Here is a 24,374-nt window from a genome sequence, read left to right as displayed (position 1 = left end):
CTCCATGGATATTGAAACGCTGTTCACCAAGTTACCCAGTCTCCCCAGCATTCCCAAAGTCGCGCAGGACTTGATCCAGCAGTTCGACAGCCCTTCTTCCAGCCTGGAAAGCATCGCTCGCAACATCGAAAAGGATCCGGTGATTTCGGCGAAAATCCTGCGCCTGGCCAACTCTTCCAGATTTCGCGGTTCACGTGAGTCATCAAGCATTGAAGACGCGGCGATGCGTCTGGGGTTTAACACGCTGCGTACGCTGGTGCTGGCTTCGGCAGTGACGGGAGCGTTCAAGGCCGGGCCAAGCTTTGACCTGAAAGGGTTCTGGCTGAAGAGTTTTCAGGTAGCGGGTATTTGCCGGATTCTGGCCAAACAGAGCGGTCAGGACGCGGAAATTGCGTTTACCTGCGGCGTGATGCATGACATCGGCGAACTGTTGATCCAGACCGGCGCACCCGAAGTCGCCGAACGGATCAATGCAGGGAGCAAAACCGGGACGCCCGGCCGTGCCGCCAATGAAACAATGCAGTTGGGTTTTGGCTATCCCGAAGTCGGTGCCGAACTGGCTCGGCGCTGGCAGCTACCGGTGGTCATTCAGCAAGCCATTGCCTATCAGGCGAAACCGCTTCAGGCGCCAGCCAACTCTCCCCTGCCCCGTATTGTGGCTCAAGCGATGCTGATTTCCGATGCGCTCGAAGCCCATGGCGGTGCGACACCTGAAGCGCAACAGGCAGTCACCGGGCCGCTGACTGAGGGTGTGGACCTGGACGCTCTGTTCGCCGCACTGCCCGCCGTGCTGGAGGCGGACAAGGCGTTTGCAGAGTTGTTGAATTGAGATGAGGCTCTATCCAGATGCCTACTCTGGACCAGGCATCAATGTCACTAAACTCCTTGAATGTATTGGCAAGCACAGCAGGGAATCAGCAGCATTTGCGGTGCTCTTGAGTTTGGTTCCGTCCTGACGGCCGGGTCACTTTTGTTTCGACAAAAGTAACCCAAACCATTTGCGCTGATGTCAGCCCCCGCCCTGCGGGGGTTCCTTCGACTCCGGTGCCGTGGTGTGGGCACGCGCCGACGGGCCATCCATGGCCCAACGGCGCTCGCTCGGCACCCATGCCGAGCGACCCACACCACAACACCTCCGCTCAGCCTTCCGACGCTAGTTTGGCGGTATCTCTAAAATCCTTACACGGCAAAAAATTCTAAAAGCAGATGCCAAAGGATTACTTCCCACTTAACCCCGAAATCAGCGCCTTGTTGAACCCCACCGGATCTTCCATCTGCGGGGCATGCCCCATCCCCGGGAACTCAACCAGTTTTGCGCCAGGAATCATCTTGGCGACCTCTTTACCCAGCACCTTGTAATTACCCAGTTTAGCCTTGAGCTCCGGCGAGACGATGTCACTGCCAATGGCGGTGGTGTCTGCATCGCCAACCATCAGCAACGTCGGGACGCTGACTTTCGGGAACTCGTAAAACACCGGCTGGGTGAAAATCATGTCGTAGATCAGCGCCGAGTTCCACGCAACCACTTCCTTGCCCGGACCGTTGCTCAAGCCCGCAAGCATGTCCACCCACTTGTCGTATTCAGGCTTCCAGCGGCCTGCGTAATAGGTGTTCTGCTCGTATTTGCGAATACCTTCGGCGGTGACTTTCAGCTCACGCGCATACCATTGATCCACGGTGCGATACGGCACGCCCAAGGCTTTCCAGTCTTCCAGGCCAATCGGGTTGACCATGACCAGTTGTTGAGTCTGCTGCGGATACATCAAGGCATAGCGAGTGGCGAGCATGCCGCCGGTGGAGTGGCCGATGATGGTAGCCTTGTCGACGCCCAGTTTGGCGAGTAGCGCGTGGGTGTTGGTCGCCAGTTGCTGGAAGGTGTATTGGTACTGTTCGGGTTTGCTGGAAGTACAGAAGCCAATCTGGTCTGGCGCGACCACGCGATAACCCGCGCTGCTCAATGCCTTGATGCTGTCTTCCCAGGTTGCGCCGCAGAAGTTTTTGCCATGCATCAGCACCACGGTTTTACCGTTGGCTTTGCCTTGGGCGGCGACATCCATGTAACCCATTTCGAGCTTTTTACCCTGGGACTCGAACTCGAATTTGCTCAACGGATAAGGGTATTTAAAACCCTCAAGTTGCTTGCCGTAGCTGGGTGTGTCAGCCATCGCCCCGACGGGCAACGTCAGCGCCAGCATGAAACCGGCAATATGTGCAGCGCGCATGTGCAATCTCTCCTGAGCTAAAAATATTCAGCCCAAGGTGATACACCGCGCCTCGTGTTGCGGGCAAGCAATGAAACATGAAGTAAGAGTTATGTACGGCTCCCTGCTCTTAAAAAACAGGGCGCCGTAACGTAACCAGCCTGGGCCTGGGATCAGAGAATATCCAGCGGATAAGTCACGATCACCCGATGCTCATCGCTGTCACGTTGAGTCGTGACCTGAGTGCGAAGCGAGGCATGACGCAACTGAATGCCAAGCTTTTTCAGCGGCCCCGATTGCACCACGTAACCCAGTGTCAGGTTGCGCTCCCACTCTTTGCGATCGCCGTCCGGCGTGCGGATGTTCGAGCCGCTTTCGTACATGCCCAGGAACGTCAGCCCCGGAACACCGACCTGCGCGAAGTCGTAGCCGTAACGAACCTGCCAGGTGCTTTCACCGGCACGCTGGAATTTGCCGATCATCGACTCGGTCATGAAGTAGGCACTGGAACCATCACCCTGATTGAGCCAGACCGCATCGCTGTCACCGCTGACCTGCTGGAAGCCGGCAGACAAGCTGTGACCCGCGATCATGTAGGTGAACAGCGCACTGGAAAGACGACTGTCAACTTTGCCTTTCGTTACGCCATCGCCGTAATAGCCGAAGGTGTAGAACGCCGGATCATTGCCATTGGCGCCATCAGAGCTGTTGTCGAAGTAACGCAGGTCCGAACGCAATACACCCGGCCCCACCGGCATGTCGTATTTCAAACCCAGAAAGTGCTGTTTGTAAAAGTCTTTCAGGTTGCCGTAGTAATACTGGACGGTCAGGTCTTTCGACGGTTTGTAATCCACACCGCCGTAATAGAACTTATTGACGAACTCGCCGCTGACCGCGTTGTTTGCACCAGGAATCGACATACCCATCTGGTCACTCGACCCACGGCCTTTTACATGTTCCAGCTGGCCAAGGGTAAAGGTGAAGTTGTCCAGATCTTTGGACTGAACCTGACCGCCATTAAACGTCTGTTGCAACATGCGATCAGTGGAAATCACCACCGGCAGCATCGGCACCAGTGTGCCGTAGCGGAACTCGGTTTTGGACACCAGCGCCTTGGCGGTCAGGCCAATGCTGCCAAACTCATCCACCGCCCGACCATCGCTGTCGGTGGGGAACACGTTACCGTTGAACGCCGTGCTGGTCGGGTTGTAGTGACGGCCTTTGCCGGAATCCAGACGAATACCGAGCATGCCCAGTGCGTCTACGCCAAAACCTACAGTGCCCGGCGTATAACCGGAACGGAAATCGAAAATGAAACCCTGGCCCCACTCCTGAGTGTAATTAGGATCCGCAGTACCACTGCGGTTATCCGCGTTACTGAAGAAGTTACGCGCCAGCACACTGGCCTTGCTGTCTTCGACAAAACCGGCACTGAATGCCTGTTGGGCCATGACCATTCCACAAATACCAGCCACCACGCGGGGTGAGCGATAAATAAGCTCCATCGAGATATCCTTAGCTGTAAGTAAGTGTTGTAAGCAGTCAGGAGTGGGCAGTGAATTTCTTATTATTTCGGAGCAGTAGATTGAGCAGTACTTAACAACTTGACGGGCGCCAGACGAACTAAAACCAGTAAGGCGATAACACCCAGCCCGGCGCACATCAGCAGCCCTGTCCCCACAGAGCGCGCCAACGCATCACGCGCCAGTTCCAGTAGGTGGTGATTGTCACCCACGGCAACCGAAGTCGAATTGAGTAGAACCTGAGGGTCGATATAACGCGCCAGCTCTCCCCCCTGGCCCGCAGCCAGAAACACTCGATTCAAATGGCTCACGTACAGCAGGTTGACGAGCACGCCCATGGCCGCTGTGCCCAGCAATCCACCGACCAGTCGCAATGACTGAGTCAAGGCGGTGGCGATGCCGAGAAACTGCCGCTCAGCCAGGGTCTGAGTGAAGACGGTCAGGTTTAGCAAGATGAACCCCAAGCCAACACCCGCCAGCAGAATCAACATCAGCAACGTATTGAAAGAGGCCTGTCGCCCCGCCAGCGACAGCCCGACACAGGCCAGCAGCAAGGCAACGAACCCCGCCAGCGGCAACACATTAGGGTTGCGCAGCCGCGTCACGATACGGCTGTTGACGATCGCGCCAAGGGTGATGCTCAACGCCAGTGGCGTGATCAACAAACCAGCGTCCTTGGGCGAATAACCGTAACTGCCCTGCAGCAGCAACGGCAGATAAAACAGCAAGGTGAACATGATCGCCCCGGCCAGCATCGACAGCAGAAACAGAATGCGCAGGCTAGGTACGGCGAACATCGCCGGAGGCAGCAACGCGGATTTGCAGCGGCGCTCCCAGAACCAAAGGACAGCGACAGAGAGCAGGCAAATCAAACCCAGCGTGGCGCTTAACGCCGTGCTGGAATGCCCCATCCACTCAGCCCCCAGTTGCAGGCTGCCCAAGGCCAAGGCAATCAACAGAGCGCCAAACCAGTCCAGACGAATGCCCGTCACCTGCACCGGCCGGTAATACGGTAGATAACGCCAGGCAAAAAACAGTGCCAGGCAACCCAGCGGCAAGTTGAGATAAAACACCGAACGCCAGCCATAGGCCTCGGTCAGAAAACCACCCAGCCCTGGACCAATAGCGTTGACCACGCTGAATAACGCGCTAAGCATCATCTGCCAGCGCAGTCGCTGCCGGGTGTCCGGGAACAACTCCGGTATACAGGCGAACGCGGTACCGATCAGCATACCGCCGCCGACACCCTGCAATGCACGACCGATGACCAGCACCAGCATGTCGTTGGCCAGAGCGCAGACCAGCGAAGCCAGGGTAAAGACGATGGTTGCGGCGATCACGAACGGCTTGCGGCCGTAGTAATCGCCAAGCCTGCCGAACACCGGGATGGTGACAATCGAGGTCAGCAGATAACCCGTGGCGACCCAGGCGTAGAGCTCAAACCCTTGCAGCTCGGCGACGATGCTCGGCAAGGCGTTGCCGATCACCGTCTGGTCGAGCGCCGAGAGCATCAGCACCAGTGAGATCCCGAGCATCGCCAACAAGGCTTGCCGGAAACTCAGCGCGCTCACTTGGGTCGTCATGCTCGCGCCTCAGCCCAATGCTGCAACGGCGGTGGCGATTCGCGAACAGCCCTCTTCCAGGGTTTCCAGCGCAGTGGCGATGGACATCCGGAAGAACGGCGCCAGGCCGTACGCCGTACCGGCCACGACTGCCACGCCCTGACTTTCGAGCAGGTACATCACCGCATCGGTGTCGGTTTCCAACGTCTTGCCATCGGGCTTGGTTTTACCGAGCAGCGCGCCGCAGTTCACATACAAGTAAAAAGCGCCGTTGGGTTTAAGGCAGCTCAGGCCGTCGATGGCGTTGATCAATTGCAGGCAGCGGTCACGACGTTGCTGGTAGACCACGACACTTTCTTTGACGAACGACTGATCACCGTTCAGCGCAGCCACGGCAGCTGCCTGGCTGACAGAACTGGCGTTGCTGGTCGACTGCGACTGCAAGGTCGCCATGGCATTGATCAGGTCAGCCGGACCGGCCGCGTAGCCGATACGCCAACCGGTCATGGCATACGTTTTGGAGACGCCATTGATCACCAGCACGCGATCACGCAGCGCCGGTTCAACGGTCAGGATGTGAGCGTTGGGGGCGTCGTCAAAGCGGATATGTTCGTAGATGTCGTCGGTCATCACCAACACGTCGGGGAAATCCAGCAACACGTCGGCCAAGGCCCGCAGTTCCTCAGCGCTGTAACTGGCACCGGTCGGGTTGCTGGGTGAGTTGATCAGCAGCCAGCGAGTACGCTCGGTAATTGCGGCACGTAATTGCTCTGCGGTGAGTTTGAAGCCGTTTTCTTCCGGGCAGGCCAGCGTCACCGGCTCGCCTTCGCAAGCCAATACCATGTCCGGGTAAGACACCCAGTACGGCGCTGGAATCAGCACTTCATCGCCTGCCCCGAGGGTCGCAGCGAACGCATTGAAGATCGCGCTTTTGGCACCACTGGTGACAACCACTTGCGACGCCGAGTAATCGAGGCTGTTTTCGCGGGCCAGTTTGGCGGCGATGGCTTGGCGTAGTTCAAGGGTGCCCGCGTTCAGGGTGTAGCGGGTTTCGCCATTTTCGATGGCGGCGCTGGCGGCTTCGCGAATGTGTTTTGGGGTATCGAAGTCGGGCTCGCCGACGACCAGGTTAATGATCGATTTGCCCTGGCGACGCAGTTCGTTGGCACGGTCGGCAGCAGCGCTGCTTGGCGAAGGTTTGATGCGTTGCACGCGGGCGGCGATGCGGGAGGCGTTCAAGGTGGTGATCCTCGGAGGTGACATTCGAGGCTCTACGTTACGAGGCTGCATCCTTGAGCAGATAAGACAGTTTCGTTCTGGGTTAATAGGAAGTGCTTATGACCGGGCATGGATCACCTATGCACCAAAATGGAACGACTGAGTCTTTACTGTGCTTTGCGCAGGCACAATTGCGCGTAACGCGCGTGGTCATAGCAAAGGCTTATAGGTTAGAGGTGGACCTTGGGGGATGCGGATCTACACAACGTCTTTATTTGTGTACATATCCGTTGTTTTGGTTACGGCTGATATTGGTTCCGCCCTTACGGCGGGTCACTTTTGGCAAACGCCCCAAAAGTAACCAAAAAGTCTGTGCCCCACCACTCGGCACCTCGCTGTCGCTCGGTGTACCCGCCCGCAGATCCTGAACCGTGGGCCGCCGCAACGGGCCATCCATGGCCCAATGCGGCTAACCCGGCATCCTTGCCGGGTTGCCCACGCTTCAGAATCTGCGTTCGGCCAGCGTGGTTTAACGGGGCGCCTGAGATCAAAATCAACAGCGCGGCGGCCTGAAAGCCGACCTGGTTGTGTGAACTTACCGACCCTTTGTAGGAGCTGCCGAAGGCTGCGATACGGCGTGTCAGGCACACCGTAATCGGCGCCGTCGTAACCTCCGACAACTCCTACAGGTTCGAGGCGTCACCACTGCTGCCTTTGATCTGCTTTTGATTTTGATCTTAGGCGCCCCGTTAAACCACGACGGCCGGAATTCGATATTGCTGCGTGGGGCAAACCGGCAGGGATGCCGGTTTAGCCGCCTCAGGCCATGGATGGCCGGTGGCGGCGGCCCCACGCAGCAATGTCGGATTACGGGCATGCCGAGCGACAGCGAGGTGCCAAGTGGTGGGGCAAGAGCGTTTTGCTTACTTTTGTCTGGGCCGGCTTCCGGATTCATCAAAAGTGAGGCGCTGTAAAAGCGCAACCAATACCAGCCGTTACCCCAACAACGGATATGTACACAAATAAAGAAGTTATGCAGATACCTATGCCGTCGAGGCCCGTCGCATTCGATGGCCTGTCTTTTGCTAACACCCAACAGATGTCAGCCCACCATGAGCCCTCCTCTTGAACCTCCGTCGCCTGAAGTACTTCGTAAAGATCGTCGACATCGGCAGCCTGACCCAAGCCGCTGACGTCCTGCATATCGCCCAGCCAGCCCTTAGCCAACAGCTGGCAACCCTTGAAGCCGAACTGCATCAGCAACTGCTGATTCGCACCAAACGCGGAGTGACGCCGACCGAGGCTGGCAAGGTCTTGTACGGCCATGCACAACACATCCTGCGCCAGTGCGAACAGGCGATCAGCGACGTCAACGACACCGGTCATGCGCTGTCCGGCCAAGTGTCAGTGGGCCTTGCGCCGGGCACCGCTGCGTCTACTTTATCGCTACCTCTGCTGCGACGGGTTCGCGAGCGCTATCCGGGGATTTTGCTGTACCTCAACGAAAACTTCGGCACCACCCTCAGCGAACTGATCATGAATGGCCGCATGGACATGGCCGTGCTGTATGGCGGTCGCGAAGTGCATGGGCTGAGCTTCGTGCCGCTGCTGCGCGAAAACCTGTACCTGGTCAGCGCTGAAGAACAGTTAGGCGAGCGTGATGAAATCGCTCTGGCTGAGCTGGCCTCCATGGAGATGCTGCTGCCCCGCCCTTACAACATCATGCGCAAGCTGGTAGACGAAGCTTTTGTCAGCATTGGAAAGAGCGCAAACGTCGTCGCCGAAGTGGAATCGTCGGCCACCCTGACTTCGGCGGTGGCTGAACGCTTTGGTTCGACCATCCTTCCCGAGTCGGCCGCCAAAGTGCTGGTCGCCGCCACCGGGGCGCGCATGTTGCGCATCGTCGAGCCGGATATTCAGGCGCCACTGGCTTTGTGTCTGTCGGGTCATTTGCCGCTGTCGGTACCCGCTCAAGCGGTCAAGGCGATCCTGCTGGAGCTGGTCGCAGAGATGCGTGCTCAAACCGTTTCAGCGTCATAAGCGTGCCTTATCACCCCACAGCCAAACCGTCTTGGCGGTCCTTCGCAGCCCTCGTTAGATTGAACTTCATTCAATACGGCAAGCTGCAAAGGTAAAGGCAAGGGTATGGATCAAGAACGCATCAAGGCACTGATCGAGTTGCTGGCCGAGTCCGACCTGATCGAACTGAGCCTCACGGAAGGCGACAGCACGCTGCGCCTGTTCAAGGATGCCGCGAGTGGCACCGTGCAAAGTACGCCTGCAAAAAATCTGGCTGCCAAGGCGCCGAAGGCAGCGCCGAAAACAGCAGCCAAAGCATCCGCTCCGGTCGCACGCAATAACGAGGTCAAAGCCAGCCTGTACGGCGTGCTGCACCTGACCCCTGCCGCCGGTGAAGCGCCTTTTGTGAAAGTCGGCGACACCGTTGAAACAGGACAAACCCTGGCAATCCTGGAAGCCATGAAAATGTTCCACCCGCTCAAAGCCCCTCACGCTGGCGTGGTGGAGGCGATTCTGGCAACCGGCGGCACCGAGGTTGAATCCGGCCAGCCCTTGTTCCGCTTAGGTTGATTCCGACTCGAACTTTTTCAGGTGTTCCCAATGTTCAATAAAGTGCTGATCGCCAACCGTGGCGAAATTGCCCTGCGTATCCAGCGCGCCTGCCGGGGTCTGGGTCTGAAAACCGTGGTGGTGTACTCAGAGGCTGACCGCCATGCGCAGTACGTGATTCAGGCTGACGAAGCCTTGTGCATCGGCCCGGCCGCGCCGACCCACAGTTACCTGAACCAGTCAGCCCTGCTGTTTGCCGCGCAGGTCAGCGGCGCTCAGGCGATCCATCCCGGCTACGGTTTCTTGTCAGAGAACGCCGACTTTGCAGAACGCATTGAAGCAGCAGGTCTGACGTTTATCGGTCCCAGCGCTGAATGCATCCGCACCATGGGTGACAAGGTCGCCGCCAAGCGGGCCATGCGCGAAGCCGGTGTGCCATGTGTTCCAGGGCCAGACTCAAGCATGTCCAGCGACCCGCAGGCGATTCTCGCCGTGGCCCGTGAAATCGGTTTTCCGGTGATCGTCAAAGCCGCTGGGGGCGGCGGCGGCCGTGGCATGCGCGTGGTCCAGCAAGAAGCGGAATTACTCGACGCTATTGCCCTGACCCGGGAAGAGGCCCGCTTGGCCTTCGGTAATCCCGAGCTGTATATCGAGAAATTTCTCGGCCACCCGCGCCATGTGGAAATCCAGGTGCTGTGCGATGCCTATGGCAATGCGGTATGGCTGGGCAGTCGCGATTGCTCACTGCAACGTCGCCACCAGAAGGTCCTCGAAGAAGCCCCGGCTCCGGGGATCGATCCACAACTAATCGCACATGTGGGCGAACGCTGTGTGAAGGCCTGTCAGCAGATCGGTTATCGCGGCGTGGGCACCTTTGAATTCCTTTATGAAGACGGCCAGTTCTTCTTCATTGAAATGAATACACGTTTACAGGTCGAGCACCCGGTGACCGAGATGACCACCGGCATCGATATCGTTCAGCAGCAAATACGCATGGCCCGTGGTGAACCTCTGGAATTACGTCAGGCGAATATCGTCGCCAGCGGTCACTCGCTGGAGTGCCGGATCAACGCCGAGGACCCGCTCAGCTTCATGCCGACGCCGGGGCAAATCACCCGCTGGGAAGTCCCTGGTGGTTTCGGCGTGCGCGTCGACTCCCACGTCACCACGGGCTATCGAGTGCCGCCCTACTACGACTCGATGGTCGCCAAGGTCATCAGCCATGGCGCGACCCGGGAAGAAGCGCTGGCACGCATGCGCCTGGCACTCAGCGAGCTGTACGTCGAAGGCATCTCCACCAACATCCCCTTGCACCGGGAAATCCTCGACGACCCGGCGTTCTGTGCCGGTGGCGTCGACATTCATCATCTTGAGCACTGGTTAAAGCAACGGAGCCCGCAATGAGCATCGCTCTCCCGGACACACGTCCGACCATCAGTTTGCTGGGGACCACTGCCCTGCTCTTCGAAGCGCCCGGCAGTCTTGATCTGGCCCCGCAACAACGCATCTGGGCCATGGCGCAGATGACTGAGCAATGGCCGGAAATCCGTGAATCGGTGCCGGGCATGAACAACCTGATGCTGACCTTCAACGTTCCGCCGCGCCACCTGAGCGCCTTGACCGAGCGTCTTCTGCAGGCTTGGGAAGCCAGCGAACCGCTGCCGCTTGAGGGCCGGATCATCGAGTTGCCGGTGGTGTATGGCGGAGAGTTCGGTCCGCACATGGACGATGTGATCGCCCACACCGGGCTCGATATTGAAACCATTGCGCACCTGCACAGCGAACCGCTGTACCCGGTGTATGCCCTGGGCAGCCATCCAGGCTACTGCTATCTGGGCGGCATGGATCCGCGCATTGCCACCCCACGGCGCAAAGTGCCGGTGCTGAGTATCGGCGCAGGCGCGGTGTCCATCGGTGGCGTGCAGACCGGTGTTTCTGCCTCCGCAGGCCCGAGCGGCTGGAACACTATTGGCCGCACCGAAATGGTGTTTTTCGACCCTGCTCAATCTCCTCCGGCGTTGTTGCAGCCGGGGGATCTGTTGCGCTTTCGCATCGAGAGGATCGTTCGATGATCGAGATTTTATCCGCCACGGCCCTGGCCACGGTTCAGGACCTGGGCCGCATTGGCAGTCTGGGCTATGGCGTGGGTACTTCCGGCGCCATGGACACGCTGGCGGTAGCGACCGGCAATATTCTGCTGGGTAACGCCGAAGACGCAGCTGCCATCGAGATTCCGGTATTCCCCTTCGAAGTGCGTCTGCTTGAAGACTGTGCCTTTGCCGTGACCGGTGCCGCCAGCGCGGCAAATCTGGACGGCGTCAGCTTCCCACCGAACTGGGTAATGCAAGGTTTGAAAGGCCAGACGCTGACAATCAATCAGCCGGTTACTGGCTGCCGCGCGTATCTGTGTCTGGCCGGTGGCGTAGACGTACCGGTGGTTCTGGGTTCGCGCAGCACTCAGTTGCGCGGCGAATTCGGCGGCTTCCAAGGCCGCGCCTTGCAGCAAGGTGATCAGTTGGCTGCCGCTGCGCCGGGACTGCTCGCCCGCGCTGTAGATTTTGGTGTACTGAGCCCGACTCATGCACTGCCGCTCAGCGTTGACGGTGTTGTCGCCATGCGCGTACTGCCCGCTGCGGAATATCAGGCATTCACGGCTGATTCCCGCGCCTCGTTCTGGAGCGATGACTGGAAGATCACCTCACAGAGCAACCGTTACGGCTTCCGTCTGGAGGGCACGCCGATCCTGCCCGAGCAGGCCATGGAAGTCCGCTCCCACGGCATCGTGCCTGGCGTGATTCAGGTACCTCACGGCGGCCAACCGATCATTCAGATGCGCGATGCTCAACCCAGCGGCGGTTATCCGAAGTTCGGCACTGTGATCGAGGCTGACCTGTGGCGTCTGGGTCAGGCAGCGATTGGAAGCCGGATTCGTTTCATCGAATGCAGTTACGACCAGGCGCTGGATGCTCTTGAGGAAAATCAGGCTTATCTGGCTGAAGTGCGACGCCTTGTGGCCCTGCAGAATCTGGCCCGGCGCTGAGGAACGAAACATGAACATTGAACAGATTCGCCAGTTGGTCGCTGACCTGACCACCGCCGGTTTGTCCGGTGCAGAAATCGATAAACCGGGGTTCAAGCTGAGCTTGAAGCGTGGTATTGCCGGGGAGTACTCCAGTTCGACTGAGGCCTCGGAAAACCAGCCTGAGCCGAACGCGCTGCAGATCAAGGCTAGCGGTGTAGGGAGGTTACTGCTGGCCCATCCGGACGACAGCATCGTGCTCGCGCCTGTCGGCAGTGACATTCAGCCCGGTCAACTGGTTGCGATTCTGACCGTTGGTACTTTGCTGCTGCCGGTGCGCAGTCAGCATGCCGGTCAGGTTTGCAGCGTGCTGGTAGCCAATGGCGCGACCGTCAGTTACGGCCAGCCGTTAATCAACCTCTTACCTTTCGACGCCGACGCGGTGCAACCATGAAGATTGATTTGAACGCCGACATGGGCGAAGGCTTTGGTGCCTGGCGCATGGGCGAAGACGAAGCGCTGATGGAGATCATTTCCTCGGCCAACGTCGCCTGTGGCTTCCATGCCGGTGATCCATTGATCATGAACAACACGGCGCTGCTGGCTAAAGCCAAAGGCATCGATCTGGGGGCTCACGTCGGCTTTCCTGACCTGATGGGTTTTGGCCGTCGGCAGATGAATATCGAGATCAAAGAGCTGTGCACCTATGTGACGTATCAACTCGGCTCGCTGGCCGCCATCGCCAGAGTCGCCGGGCACCACATGACTCACATGAGCTTTCATGGCGCGCTGGGCAACATGGTCGCTGCCGATGCCGACATGGCGGCGCAGTTGATTCGCACAGTGGCAGCGTTTGATCCCGAGATCATCGTCAGTTCATCCAGCAGCCGCGCCATTGAAACAGCTGCGAGCCAGAACAATTTGCGCGTCGCGACGACCTTTCTGGCGGATCGCGCCTATGACGACGACTGCCTGCTGGTGCCGCGCAAGATCGCCAACTCGGTAATCAAGGACCCTGCCGCCGTGCTGCAACGGGTTCGCCAATTGCTCGAATACGGCACGGTAACCAGCCTCAGTGGCAAGGTGATCAAGGTCAGTGCGTGCTCGATATTGCTGCATGGCGACACCCCCGGCGCAGTCGAACTGGCGCGAACCGTGCGCACTGAAATCGAATCAGCGGGTGGGCAGATCGTGCCGATCAGCAAACTGATGGCGTGAGTGTGGGGTAAACAGTGATTTCGCTGACTGGCGCAGAATCTGTGGGAGCGGTGCTTGCCCGCGATACATGAGACGCAGCTAGACGACATACCGCGTTATCGTTTATCGCGGGCAAGCACCGCTGCCACAGATTCTGCGCTATTCCGCAGGTGAACATAGAATCTCCCGCAAGGATTGCATTGCAACTCAAGCCGTTCCAGGCGCACCAGACGTCATAAGAGACGCTTATAGCCACACAGCCATTCCGTCTTGGTCGCCAGGGTTTGTGCTGGATAGAGTCGATACATCAGCAACACCAGACCGTATTTAACGTTCACCGGACAGACCGGTGAACCAATGGATTCAGAGGTAAACGCAATGCCATTTTCCGATTACAAAACCGCGCTGGTCACCGGCGCTTCTTCCGGTATCGGTGCCGCCGTGGTCGAGCGCCTGTGCCAGGAAGGTATTGAAGTTCATGCCATTGCCCGCAGCGCCGACAAGCTCGCCGAGCTGGCGGCACGCACCGGTTGTATCGCCCACGCCATCGACGTGACCGACCTGCCGGGCCTGACGGCGCTGTTCGAACAACACAGCTTCGACATTCTGGTCAACAACGCTGGTGTGGATCGTCCGGGTTCAATCCTTGCTGCGGACGCTGAAGGCATCGACTTCCTGATCGACGTCAACCTGCGCGCAGTACTGCATCTGGCCCGTCTGGCGCTGCCCGGCATGGTCGAGCGTGACAGCGGCCATATCATCAACATCAGCTCCATCGCCGCGGCCTACAACTTCGGCGGCAACTCCACATATCACGCGACCAAAGCCGCTGTGAGCATGCTCTCGCGCCAGCTGCGCATTGACGCATTCGGCAAGCGTGTGCGGGTCACCGAAATCTGTCCGGGCCGGGTTGCCACTGACATCTTTGCCCACGTGCATGGCGACTCAGAAGAAACTTACAAACGCTTCGTCGAAGGCTTCGAGTTGCCGGTGGCTGCTGACATTGCCAATGCCATCGCCTTCGCGATCGCAGCGCCGGTTGCAGTGAACATCGGCCATATGGAAATCACCCCGACGCTGCAAGTCCCCGGCGGCCTTTCCACCGCCCGCCCGCAGGACTATCAAGGCTGAGTTTCGCTCAAGCGACCAGAACGGACTGATCCGTCAATGCGCTCTTTTGGCCGGGCCAATGCCTGGCACTTTTTCTGCCCCTACCAATGCCGATAGGGATTGACTATGAATGACTTCGATCTCGCCCCGATCCTCACCGGCGAATACGCCGAGCTGATCGTCAAGGGCATCGAAATGACGTTGCAACTGGCGCTGTTCGCCTGGTGCCTGGCCATGCTGCTCGCGCTGGTTCTGGTGACAGTGCGCCTGACCGGCAACAAGTACGCCAATGGTCTGGTGGCGGCCTATGTTTCCTACCACCGCAACGTGCCGACACTGGTGCAATTGATGCTCTGGTATTTCGGTATTCCAACCTTGCTGTCGACCTCCACTCAGGTCTGGCTGGCGGGTTACAACACTGAGTATCTGTTTTCGGTCATCGCGCTGGGCCTCTGTCAGGCCGCCTACTTCAGCGAAGACATTCGTAGCGGCCTGCGCGCCATCCCATCCGGACAAACCGAAGCATCACGGGCGCTGGGCATGGGCTACGTGCGCTCGATGCGTTACGTGATCCTGCCGCAGGGCGTGCGCAACTGCCTGCCATCGCTGATCAACCACACCGTGCTGCTGTTCAAGAACACCAGCCTGGCCATGGCCATTGGCGTGATGGAGTTGACCTACGCCACTCGCGAAGTCGAGAACTACACGTTCCGCACCTTTGAATCCTTTCTGGTCGCCTCGGTGGTGTACCTGGCCTTTTCGCTGCTGCTGATGGGCTTGGGTGCCCTGCTGGCCAAGCGATTCAACAAAGCCCTGGCGAGGTAAGCGAGCATGTTCGATATCTTCACGATCCTTCAGCAGAACTGGACGCTGTTCCTCATCGGCCAATACCCGCACGGGCCACTGGGCGGCCTGGCGGCAACCTTGATTCTGGCGATTCTGGCGCTGATCTTCGCCTTCCCGCTCGGCCTGTTGCTGGCAATGGCACGGATTTCCCCATGGGCACCGCTGCGCTGGTTCTCCACCGTATGGGTTTACGTACTGCGCGGCATCCCGCTGCTGATGGTGATCTTCTGGACCTACTTCCTGGTGCCGCTGTTGATCGGCCACAACATCACCGGTTTCACCACCATGCTGTGCACACTGGTGATTTACCAGAGCGCCTACCTGAGCGAAATCATTCGCGGCAGCATTCAAGCCTTGCCGAGCGGCCAATACGAAGCGTCCCGCGCACTGGGCATGGGCTATATGCGCACTACAATCTGGGTGATTCTGCCTCAGGCGCTTTATAACGCCCTGCCCAGCCTGCTCAGCCAGTTCATTTCCATCATCAAAGAAACCTCGTTGGGTTACGTGATCAACGTGCAGGAAATCACCTTCGCCGCCAATCAGGTCAACAACCAGCTGCTGACCAAGCCGTTCCAGGTGTTTTTCATCCTTGCTGTCATCTACTACCTGCTGTGTTTCGCCCTGACTCATCTGGCCGACTGGCTGGAGCGGCGCATTGCCCGCAAGCGTCTGGGCACCGTCACCGCTGCCGCCGTCGACAGCCCTTTGCTGACCCCCATTAATTGAAGAGGGCTGACTCATGCGTCCAATGATCATGTTTTCCAACGTCAACAAGTGGTACGGCGAGTACCAGGCGCTGACCAACCTCACCGCGCAAGTGAATACCGGTGAAGTGGTCGTGCTGTGCGGGCCTTCGGGCTCGGGCAAATCAACCCTGATCCGTACCGTCAACCGCCTGGAAGACATCCAGAAAGGCCAGATCCTGTTCGACGGCCAGGACGTGAACGGCACCGATGCCAACGTCAATCGCCTGCGCAGCCGGGTAGGTTTTGTGTTCCAGAGCTTTAACTTGTTCCCGCACCTGTCGGTGCTGGATAACATCATTCTGTCGCCGACCAAGACCCTTGGCCTCAAGGGTTCTGCTGCAAAAGAACGCGCCATGCAGTTGCTCGACCGTGTGGGCCTGGCGCACAAGGCCGGGGCTTATCCGGCGCAACTGTCCGGCGGCCAGCAACAGCGCGTGGCGATTGCCCGCGCCTTGGCCATGGAGCCACCGGTGATGCTCTTCGACGAACCCACCAGCGCCCTCGACCCGGAAATGGTCGGCGAAGTGCTGAGCGTCATGAAAGGCCTGGCCAAAGACGGCATGACCATGATGTGCGTGACCCACGAGATGAATTTCGCCCGTGAAGTCGCTGACACCATCTGGTTCATGGACGCCGGGCAGATCCTGGAAAAAAGCGACCCAGAGAGCTTTTTCAGCCAACCCCAACATCCTCGCGCCCAGCGTTTCATCGCTGACTTGCGAGCGCACTGATTTTTAAAAACTGCCGCTGGACCTGCTCTTAACTCATCCTGAATTTCTGGAGTTTCCCATGCGTATCAAGCATCTGTTCGCCGCTGTAGCCTTGAGTCCTTTGGCAGTCACCGTCGCCCATGCCGACCAACTGAGCGACATCATGGCCAGGCAGTCGTTGAGCTGCGGCGTGTATGCCGATGTCCCGCCATTCTCCGCACCGGATCCGAAAACCCGTGAGCTGGTGGGCATGGACGTGGACCTGTGTACTGCCTTGGCGAAGAAGCTCGGCGTCAAGCTGGAGCTTAAGCCGATGTCGGTGGAAGCGCGTATTCCGGAAATAAAAATGGGCCGCGTCGACGTGCTGTTCGCCAATCTGGCGTACACCAAAACCCGCGCCGACCAGATTCAGTTCAGCGATCCGTACTACATCGCCAAGGAAACCCTGGTGGTTCACGCGGTCAATGCCGACAAGGACAAGGCGTTCTTCAAGGGCAAGCGCATCAGCTCGACCAAGGGCTCGACTTCCGAACAATCGATCCGTATCGCAGAAGCCATTCCTGTGACTTTCCAGGACACAGGCTCAGCCTACATGGCGTTGCAGCAGAACAAGGTTCTGGGCCTGGTCACCAACACCATGACCGCGATCAAACTGGTCAATCAGGCCAAAGCATCCGGAATAGAATTGGCCATCGCCAAAGAACCCATGGCCCTTGAGCCAATTGGTGCCGGTATGCGCAAGGACGAGCCGGCCTTCCTGGCCAAGGTCAACGAATCGTTGAAAGCCATGGACGACGCTGGCGAGATCGACGCCATCTGGGAACGCTGGATCGGCCCGAACACCGAATACAAAATGGTCCGCGAAGACAAAGTGCAGAGCCTGAACGCACTGAAGTTTGATCCGTTGCCTTGATGGGCTGATCGTTGCGAATGACCTGTAGGGGATGTGCCTGCTGACTCAATCCCACGAGAGATCCAGGTTGACCTGCAAATGCAATTCCTGTGGGAGCGAATTCATTCGCGAAGGGGTCGGTACATCCTCAACCGATCTATCGCCTGGAGTAACGCCTTCCCGAATAAATTCGGTCCCACAGAGTTTTGCGCAATTCTGCGAGATGCAATCAACCTGATGGGCCAATCACTTACCGATACCCACGCGCCTGCAAATCAAACAGCTCGGCATAGCGGCCACCCGCCGCCACCAGGCTGGCGTGATCACCCCGCTCCAGCACCCTGCCCTTATCCAGCACCACGATGTGGTCCGCGTTACGCACACTCGAAAAACGATGAGAAATCAAAAGCGTCATACGGCCTTTGGCGTATTCGCGGAAGTGATCGAACACCGCCGCCTCTGCCCCGGCATCCAGTGCAGCGGTCGGCTCGTCCAGAATCAGAATGTCTGCGTTACGGCGCATGTACGCCCGGGACAATGCGATCTTCTGCCACTGCCCGCCTGACAGTTCCTGCCCGCCTGCAAACCACCTGCCCAGTTGCGTGGCATAGCCTTTGTCCAGACGCTCGATGAACTCCGCTGCCATGCCCTGACTGGCTGCATCGCGCCAACGATTCTCTTCGCCAAACGCATCAATATCGCCAACACCCAGGTTTTCGCCGACGACGAACTGATAGCGAATGTAATCCTGGAAAATAACCCCGATGCGCCGTCGCAACGCATCTTCGTTCCAGTCATTGAGATCGCTGCCATCGAGCAGAATACGTCCTTGATTGGGCCGATACAGACGGGTCAGCAGCTTGATCAGCGTCGTTTTGCCGGAGCCGTTTTCGCCGACCAGCGCCACGCTGCGACCGGGCATCAAATGCAGGTCGATATTCTCAAGCGTTACGTGACTGGAGCCCGGATAACTGAAGCTGACACCTTCAAACCGCAAACCATCGCCAGGCGATATACCTGCGGTCACATGACCGGTTTCCACCGGCACGGGTTGCCCAAGGTATTCGTACAGATCAGCCAGATACAAACCGTCCTCGTACAGCCCGCTGATTGCGCTGAGGCTGCTGCTGACCGCGCTTTGTCCCTGTTTGAACAGCACCAGGTACATGGTCATCTGCCCCAGGGTGATCTTGCCGTGTACCGCGTCGATCACGATCCACGCGTAGGCCAGGTAGAACGCGCTAGTGCCCAAAAGTCCCAGCAGGAAGCCCCAGCCATCGCGACGCAGGGTGAGCTTGCGGTCTTCGGCGTACAACCGCTGGAAGGTGTCGCGATAACGCTGCATCAATAAGGGACCAAAGCCGAACAGCTTGACCTCCTTGATATAGGTTTCGTGAGAAAGCAGCGTCTCGATGTAGTTCTGCTGACGGCTTTCCGGAGCACGTCGGGTGAACAGGCGGAATGCATCACCGGAGAAGTGCGCCTCGGCGAAGAATACCGGCAGCGCACCAATCACCAGAATCAACAGCGCCCACGGCGAAAAGTGCACCAGCAGAATGCCAAAGCTGATCAGCGAAATCAGGTTCTGAATCAGCCCGAGGGATTTGGTCACCAGTGCAAGGGGTCGGGTCGAGGCCTCTCGACGAACCCGCACCAGTTTGTCGTAGAACTCGGAATCCTCGAACTGGATCAGTGACAGGGTCTGGGCCTTTTCCAGAATCAGCGTGTTGACCTTCTGACCCAGTTGCACGCGCAGCAGCGATTGCTGCACGGACAAGGCGCGCTGAGTCCCGGCCAGCAACGCCAACACCCCGGCTTCCATCAACACATAACGCAACACCGGCCACAAAGGCGCCTCACCAGCAGCCGCGTGCAGTTGCATGGCGGCGACGACCGCATCGACGATGCGCTGACCCAGCCAGGCAGCCAACGCAGGCAAAATACCGGCCATCAGCGTGGCGACGATCAGACCCAGAGACAGGCCACGGGAAGTGGTCCAGACCAAACCCATAGCACGGCGAGCCTGATCGAGAAAAGCGGTGAAGCGACTGACAACAGGCATGCGTGGGGGGACTCTGGATGGCTGAAATGAAAACTTGCTGGCGGTGACATTTGGATCTCACGAGCACCAAACCACATACAAACTACTGGATTGAAATGTATTTCCTGTAGGCGCTGCCGAAGGCTGCGAAGCATTTATCCTGACAGATCGCGATCGCAGCCTTCGGCAGCTCCTACAGGTCCTGTTTTTGCTGCGCAACAGCGTGATTTCAGGTACATCGCGGCAGGTACTGAACTTGTTAACGGCTAAGCTCACATCATAAGCTCTGAGGACCTGCGACATGGAAGACACCTATGATTTACAGCGTTTCGTCGACGCACAGGACCCGGTGTTTGCACAGGTGCTCAAAGAGTTGGGCGCTGGTCGCAAACACAGCCACTGGATGTGGTTCGTGTTCCCGCAGATCATCGGCCTGGGCCACAGTGACATGGCGCGCCGTTTTGCAATTACTTGCCTGGACGAAGCCCGGGCCTACCTTGCGCACCCGGTTCTGGGGCCGCGTCTCGAACACTGCGCGAAGCTCATCGAACCCCAGGTCCAATGGACCGCACGACAGATATTCGGCTCGCCGGACGACGTCAAACTGCAGTCCAGCATGACCCTGTTCGCGGCGGCAGCGCCTGAGCGCGAAGTGTTTCAAGGCGTCCTCGATACGTTCTTCGATGGCCGCCAGGACTCATTGACACTCGAAAGGTTAAGCAAAAAAAACATCTGAACTATCAGAAAGCCATTAATGTCATAGCGCTATCACTCTTGGAGCGCTATATGGCAATTAGCCGACATTTCGAGATTCGTTACTGGATCCACGGACAACTAAAACTGTTCGTACAAATTGACTCACAAATGACCGACAGCGATGCCTGGTACTACGCCTGTCTGCACGCAGGCATCGGTGTGTTGCACAATCTGTCTCCACCTCCCGAGGAAATCGTCCTGCTCAAGCATCACGCGCAACGTGCGGGGCTGACCGAGGTCAGTTGGCAGGAACTCTCCTAACGTGCCCGCTGTACGCAGCGTTCACGTCGATCATCGACACGCTCGGCAAACCAGGCGGTCGTCAGATCACGGGTGATCTTCGGGCTTTGCAGCGTGATGCCCGGCAGGATCGCCCGGGGCAACGGCTTGCCTGCTGTCTGCTCGGCAAGCTTGAATACCCGCTCGTACACTTCAGTCTCTTGAAACTCCAGTGTGCCGCCCTGTTTGAGCTGGCTGAAAATCGCCGAATTGCTCATGTCCAGACGCTTGCCCAACGTGCGTATAGCCAGCTCGGTGGCGCCCGGCGAGGTCGAATCGTAGCGAATCAGGTCACCGTCCAGCGCCAGCTTGATGCCCGTGGCGCGGCTGACAGCACTTTGAAACGCCGCATTGCGACTGGCGTACCAGCCAGCATTGAAGTCGGCGAAGCGATAAAGCGACTGCGGATAGTCTGCCGGGTAGCCGAGCAAATGGGCGATCCCGAAATACATACCGCCACGTCGCGTGAAGACCTCACGACGTATCGTCCCGTCGACAGGATAGGGATAGCCCCTGGCCTGTTTCTCGGCGAAAGCGATGCTGACCTGCATAGGCCCGCCGGTGTGCACCGGGTTCAGGCTGCCGAACAGGGTCTGGCCCATCGGGACCATGCCGATGAAGTCATCAAACAGAGCGCTGAGGTCCTTCTCGGTACGCGCCGCCTCCAGCCGTGCGGCGTAGGTTTTGCCGTTGGGCGAACGGATCTTCAAGGCACGGTTGATGAGCACTTGCGGGATGTGCAGTCGCGCGGCACGGCGATCGATTTCACCGCGAGCGATTCTTGCCATTCCCGGCACGGCCGGGTCGACCTGATAAGTCGACTCCTGCTCGGTTACTGCCAGCACCGAGCACAGGTTTTCCGTGCTGGGCTCCAGTTCCTGCGCCGTGAACGCTGTCTGGATATCAGCGGCCCAGCCTTCCCGGTCCGGGGTTTTGGCGGGCATCAGACGCACGATCTGAGCGCGTATCTGCCCCGGCGTCAGTTCAGGTGCCTGCTGGCTGCGCTGTGTGCCGCACGCGGCGAGCAACAGGCCGCCCAGCGCAATCAGGAGCGGCTTGAGTAGGTCTGGAATACGGATCGAGAACCCGAAAACCGGCAGCATTGATCGATTCAAAAGCATGCTTCCCCTGGGGCTACTGAAAGTGGAATCAGCCTGATGGCGACTGTTTCGAACTCAATAGACCCGCGCAGAGGCGTGAATGCTCGGAGATTTAGCGTATATCCATTAAGGATCGCTCAGAACACCGACCATTCAATACGCGAACTGAGCTTTTCCAGTGCTGCCATGCCCGCAAGCGAGTTGCCCGCGGCATTGAGCTCCGGAGACCAGACGCACACCGTGAAACGCCCCGGCACCACCGCAACGATGCCGCCACCTACCCCGCTCTTGCCGGGCAAACCGACTCGATAGGCAAAGTTGCCTGCCTCGTCGTACAGCCCGCTGGTGGCCATGATCGAATTGAGTTGCTTGGTCTGTCGCGCACTGAGGATTTGCTCACCGCTGTGCACGCAATAGCCTTGATTGGCGAGGAAGCCAAAGGCACGCGCAAGATCGACACAACTCATGCTCAAGGCGCAGTGATGGAAATAACTGCGCAGTACCGCCTCCACCTCGCCATGAAAGTTGTCGAAAGACTTCATCAGGTACGCTGCCGCAGCGTTTCGTGAACGGTGCTGGTATTCGGATTCGGCGACTTTCGAGTCGGAAATAATCTCCGGATTGCCGCACAGGCGACGCACAAAATCACGCATGGACAGCGCTGGGGCGGCAAACCGCGATTGGTTGATATCGCAGATGACCAAGGCACCGGCATTGATGAACGGGTTGCGCGGTTTGCCTCGTTCGAATTCCAGCTGCACCAGCGAGTTGAACGGCTGGCCGGAGGGCTCATGGCCCAATCGCTGCCAGATGTCCTCTCCGGAGTGGCCGATGGCTTGAACCAGACTGAAGACCTTGGAAATACTCTGGATAGAAAAACGCGTCTCTGCGTCTCCCGCGCAATACAGCTCACCGTCGTTGCCATAAACGGCAATACCCAATTGATTGGCAGGCACTTCGCCCAGCGCCGGAATGTAATTGGCGACTTTGCCCATACCAATCAAAGGACGTACTTCGTCGAGTATCTCGTTCAGCAGCTTCTGCATGGATGTGCTCATTGTTTGCGGGACCGCATGCTAGACGATCAGCGCGCGTGGCGCATCACACACGACGTGATTGAGCGGTGAGAACTGCCGGTGCTGGAGGCTGCCCGGCAAAATGAAAAGACTCAATATATCGGGCAAAAAAGCCGCACCGTTTATTCACGTCCCCACCAGCGGCGTTTATTACAGCTTCGATGGAAAACTAAAACCTCCTTTATTGGCCAATGGATAAATCATGCCCTGATCGACAATGGGCAGCCTGCTCGAATCGGGATGTGTGCGTTATATGCGCCCGTTCAATGTTCGAAAAAGCCGCTCCAGAAACTTCGCCACCTATTAAAGTGCGTACGCTGTTTCGCATTAATAACCTACTCACCACTTTATTATTCCAGGCGAATCTAAAAATCTGCACACGTAAAAAAAATGGCGTCAAATTAGCTCGATATGCCGATGTGAGCTGTTTAACAATATGAATAAATATTTAATTGCACCCCGTTCAATTCAAAATATTCAGCTACCATGCGTCGTTACCGGCAATTTGCCACTGTCTCGCATCTGTGGTGTGAGGCGCCTACCCACAAGCTCATTCCCTATCACTGGTGAACCCTATGGCCGTAATCACGTTGTCCAGCAGCTTTGATTTCACTGAGGATCAGGATTGGGAATGGGGGATAGAGGATGCGACGGCGACGTCTATAACAATCACCGACGGGGTTCACACCCAGACGTTCGCTGGAAGTTTTAGATATAACAGTGAAGGCGACGTCTCCGGCACGGCTACCGGTTCAACTTATTCGGTCAATGGCACGCTGATCTATACGATTACCGGCATGTCTAAAGATGCTGCGACACTGGCGGACTTCGCGACGACTCTCGGCGATACACAGCAAACTTATGCGTTTGTATTGAGTGGCAATGACACTGTTAACGGCAGCGCCGGGAACGATGTTCTGCAAAGCTACGCAGGTAACGACATTCTTGACGGGAAGGCAGGTGCCGACATCATGAATGGTGGCGCGGGCAATGATACTTACATCGTCGACGACGCCGAAGATGTGGTATCAGAGACTGGCATCAGTGCCAGTGCAGGCGGTATCGATAACGTCAGATCTTCAGTGAGCTTCGAGCTGACTGACAACATCGAAAACCTGACGCTGACCGGCAGCAGTAACCTCGATGGAACCGGCAACAGCCTGGCCAATATCATCACCGGCAACGACGGCAATAACATCCTTAACGGCCTGGACGGTGCTGATACATTGATCGGCGGCAAGGGCGATGACACCTATGTAGTGCAATTGACGGCCACCAATACCCTGCAAGACACCGTCACCGAACTGGCAGGCCAAGGCACCGATACCTTGCAGGTGACCGGCGGAACCGGCGGCCGCGCAGCGGTCACCCTCGCGTTGGCGGCAACGCTTGAAAATCTCGACGCCAGCCAGACCGAAGCCCTGCTCAACCTGACCGGCAACGCCTCCAATAACATCCTGACCGGCAACGCCGGGGCCAACGTTCTCAACGGTGGGCTGGGCGCTGACACCCTGATTGGCGGCCAGG

23 protein-coding genes are annotated in these 24,374 nt (G+C 58.0%); 16 read left to right on the top strand and 7 right to left on the bottom strand.

The window, feature by feature from the left end; translation table 11 throughout:
- Nucleotides 1-4: 4 nt before the first annotated feature.
- Nucleotides 5-829 carry an HDOD domain-containing protein gene (locus tag EE949_RS00335; protein ID WP_122661917.1) on the top strand — a complete coding sequence of 275 codons (825 nt, stop codon included), beginning with the start codon at nt 5-7 and terminating at the stop codon, nt 827-829.
- Nucleotides 830-1,217: 388 nt separating this feature from the next.
- Here the strand turns inward: EE949_RS00335 and EE949_RS00330 are convergent, their stop codons facing one another.
- From EE949_RS00330 to EE949_RS00315, 4 genes are all read right to left on the bottom strand, one after another.
- Entirely contained in the window at nt 1,218-2,222 is a 1,005-nt protein-coding gene (locus EE949_RS00330) for an alpha/beta fold hydrolase (protein WP_122661915.1), read from the bottom strand.
- A 152-nt stretch (nt 2,223-2,374) separates the two neighbouring features.
- The gene (locus tag EE949_RS00325; protein WP_122661913.1) at nt 2,375-3,706 is read right to left on the bottom strand and encodes an OprD family porin; all 1,332 of its coding nucleotides are present in this window, start codon (nt 3,704-3,706) and stop codon (nt 2,375-2,377) included.
- 62 nt (nt 3,707-3,768) lie between these two features.
- Nucleotides 3,769-5,307 carry an MFS transporter gene (locus tag EE949_RS00320; protein WP_122661911.1) on the bottom strand — a complete coding sequence of 513 codons (1,539 nt, stop codon included), beginning with the start codon at nt 5,305-5,307 and terminating at the stop codon, nt 3,769-3,771.
- A gap of 9 nt (nt 5,308-5,316) precedes the next feature.
- Complete coding sequence (locus EE949_RS00315) at nt 5,317-6,525, bottom strand: aspartate transaminase (protein WP_122662118.1); 1,209 nt, start codon at nt 6,523-6,525, stop codon at nt 5,317-5,319.
- A gap of 1,104 nt (nt 6,526-7,629) precedes the next feature.
- Between EE949_RS00315 and nac the strand changes: the two genes are divergently transcribed.
- The 12 genes from nac to EE949_RS00250 all read left to right on the top strand — a co-directional run bounded on the left by nac (nt 7,630) and on the right by EE949_RS00250 (nt 17,616).
- Nucleotides 7,630-8,544, top strand: a complete 915-nt coding sequence (gene nac, locus EE949_RS00305; protein ID WP_122661907.1) for a nitrogen assimilation transcriptional regulator NAC — start codon at nt 7,630-7,632, stop codon at nt 8,542-8,544.
- A 105-nt stretch (nt 8,545-8,649) separates the two neighbouring features.
- Nucleotides 8,650-9,093, top strand: coding sequence for an acetyl-CoA carboxylase biotin carboxyl carrier protein (locus EE949_RS00300; RefSeq protein ID WP_122661905.1), 444 nt, complete (start codon nt 8,650-8,652; stop codon nt 9,091-9,093).
- Nucleotides 9,094-9,123: 30 nt separating this feature from the next.
- Nucleotides 9,124-10,476, top strand: a complete 1,353-nt coding sequence (gene accC, locus EE949_RS00295; protein WP_122661902.1) for an acetyl-CoA carboxylase biotin carboxylase subunit — start codon at nt 9,124-9,126, stop codon at nt 10,474-10,476.
- Entirely contained in the window at nt 10,473-11,144 is a 672-nt protein-coding gene (gene pxpB, locus EE949_RS00290) for a 5-oxoprolinase subunit PxpB (protein ID WP_122661900.1), read from the top strand. Before accC ends, pxpB begins: the two co-directional genes overlap by 4 nt.
- Nucleotides 11,141-12,112, top strand: coding sequence for a biotin-dependent carboxyltransferase family protein (locus EE949_RS00285; protein WP_122661898.1), 972 nt, complete (start codon nt 11,141-11,143; stop codon nt 12,110-12,112). Before pxpB ends, EE949_RS00285 begins: the two co-directional genes overlap by 4 nt.
- Before the next feature lie 10 nt (nt 12,113-12,122).
- Nucleotides 12,123-12,545 carry an acetyl-CoA carboxylase biotin carboxyl carrier protein gene (locus EE949_RS00280; RefSeq protein WP_122661897.1) on the top strand — a complete coding sequence of 141 codons (423 nt, stop codon included), beginning with the start codon at nt 12,123-12,125 and terminating at the stop codon, nt 12,543-12,545.
- Nucleotides 12,542-13,309, top strand: coding sequence for a LamB/YcsF family protein (locus EE949_RS00275; RefSeq protein ID WP_122661896.1), 768 nt, complete (start codon nt 12,542-12,544; stop codon nt 13,307-13,309). Before EE949_RS00280 ends, EE949_RS00275 begins: the two co-directional genes overlap by 4 nt.
- A 357-nt stretch (nt 13,310-13,666) precedes the next feature.
- Entirely contained in the window at nt 13,667-14,419 is a 753-nt protein-coding gene (locus EE949_RS00270) for an SDR family oxidoreductase (protein ID WP_122661895.1), read from the top strand.
- A gap of 105 nt (nt 14,420-14,524) precedes the next feature.
- Entirely contained in the window at nt 14,525-15,223 is a 699-nt protein-coding gene (locus EE949_RS00265) for an amino acid ABC transporter permease (protein ID WP_122661893.1), read from the top strand.
- Nucleotides 15,224-15,229: 6 nt separating this feature from the next.
- Nucleotides 15,230-15,973, top strand: coding sequence for an amino acid ABC transporter permease (locus tag EE949_RS00260; RefSeq protein ID WP_122661891.1), 744 nt, complete (start codon nt 15,230-15,232; stop codon nt 15,971-15,973).
- A gap of 22 nt (nt 15,974-15,995) precedes the next feature.
- Nucleotides 15,996-16,724: an amino acid ABC transporter ATP-binding protein gene (locus tag EE949_RS00255; protein ID WP_176560589.1), complete on the top strand. Its 729-nt coding sequence runs from the start codon at nt 15,996-15,998 to the stop codon at nt 16,722-16,724.
- Between the two features lie 58 nt (nt 16,725-16,782).
- A complete protein-coding gene (locus EE949_RS00250) occupies nt 16,783-17,616 on the top strand; it encodes an ABC transporter substrate-binding protein (RefSeq protein WP_122661888.1) in 834 nt (277 codons plus the stop codon).
- A gap of 229 nt (nt 17,617-17,845) precedes the next feature.
- On the opposite strand, the gene EE949_RS00245 is transcribed toward EE949_RS00250, so the two are convergent.
- Nucleotides 17,846-19,657 (bottom strand): ABC transporter ATP-binding protein, encoded by a 1,812-nt coding sequence (locus EE949_RS00245; RefSeq protein ID WP_122661886.1) that lies wholly within the window; start codon nt 19,655-19,657, stop codon nt 17,846-17,848.
- Between the two features lie 280 nt (nt 19,658-19,937).
- On the opposite strand from EE949_RS00245, the gene EE949_RS00240 reads away from it, so the two are divergent.
- Nucleotides 19,938-20,372 (top strand): DUF1810 domain-containing protein, encoded by a 435-nt coding sequence (locus EE949_RS00240; protein WP_122661884.1) that lies wholly within the window; start codon nt 19,938-19,940, stop codon nt 20,370-20,372.
- 50 nt (nt 20,373-20,422) lie between these two features.
- Complete coding sequence (locus EE949_RS00235) at nt 20,423-20,653, top strand: DUF6555 family protein (RefSeq protein ID WP_122661882.1); 231 nt, start codon at nt 20,423-20,425, stop codon at nt 20,651-20,653.
- Here EE949_RS00235 and EE949_RS00230 read toward each other — a convergent pair.
- Complete coding sequence (locus EE949_RS00230; protein ID WP_162874619.1) at nt 20,650-21,774, bottom strand: DUF1615 domain-containing protein; 1,125 nt, start codon at nt 21,772-21,774, stop codon at nt 20,650-20,652. The genes EE949_RS00235 and EE949_RS00230 overlap by 4 nt on opposite strands.
- Nucleotides 21,775-21,908: 134 nt before the next feature.
- Entirely contained in the window at nt 21,909-22,817 is a 909-nt protein-coding gene (gene glsB, locus EE949_RS00225) for a glutaminase B (RefSeq protein WP_122661880.1), read from the bottom strand.
- A 605-nt stretch (nt 22,818-23,422) separates the two neighbouring features.
- On the opposite strand from glsB, the gene EE949_RS00220 reads away from it, so the two are divergent.
- A partial coding sequence (locus tag EE949_RS00220; RefSeq protein WP_164666653.1) for a calcium-binding protein occupies nt 23,423-24,374 on the top strand: 952 nt, incomplete at its 3' end.

Source organism: Pseudomonas viridiflava (genome assembly GCF_900602065.1).
Classification (GTDB): Bacteria; Pseudomonadota; Gammaproteobacteria; order Pseudomonadales; family Pseudomonadaceae; genus Aquipseudomonas.
This window is presented reverse-complemented; position numbering and strand designations above follow the sequence as displayed.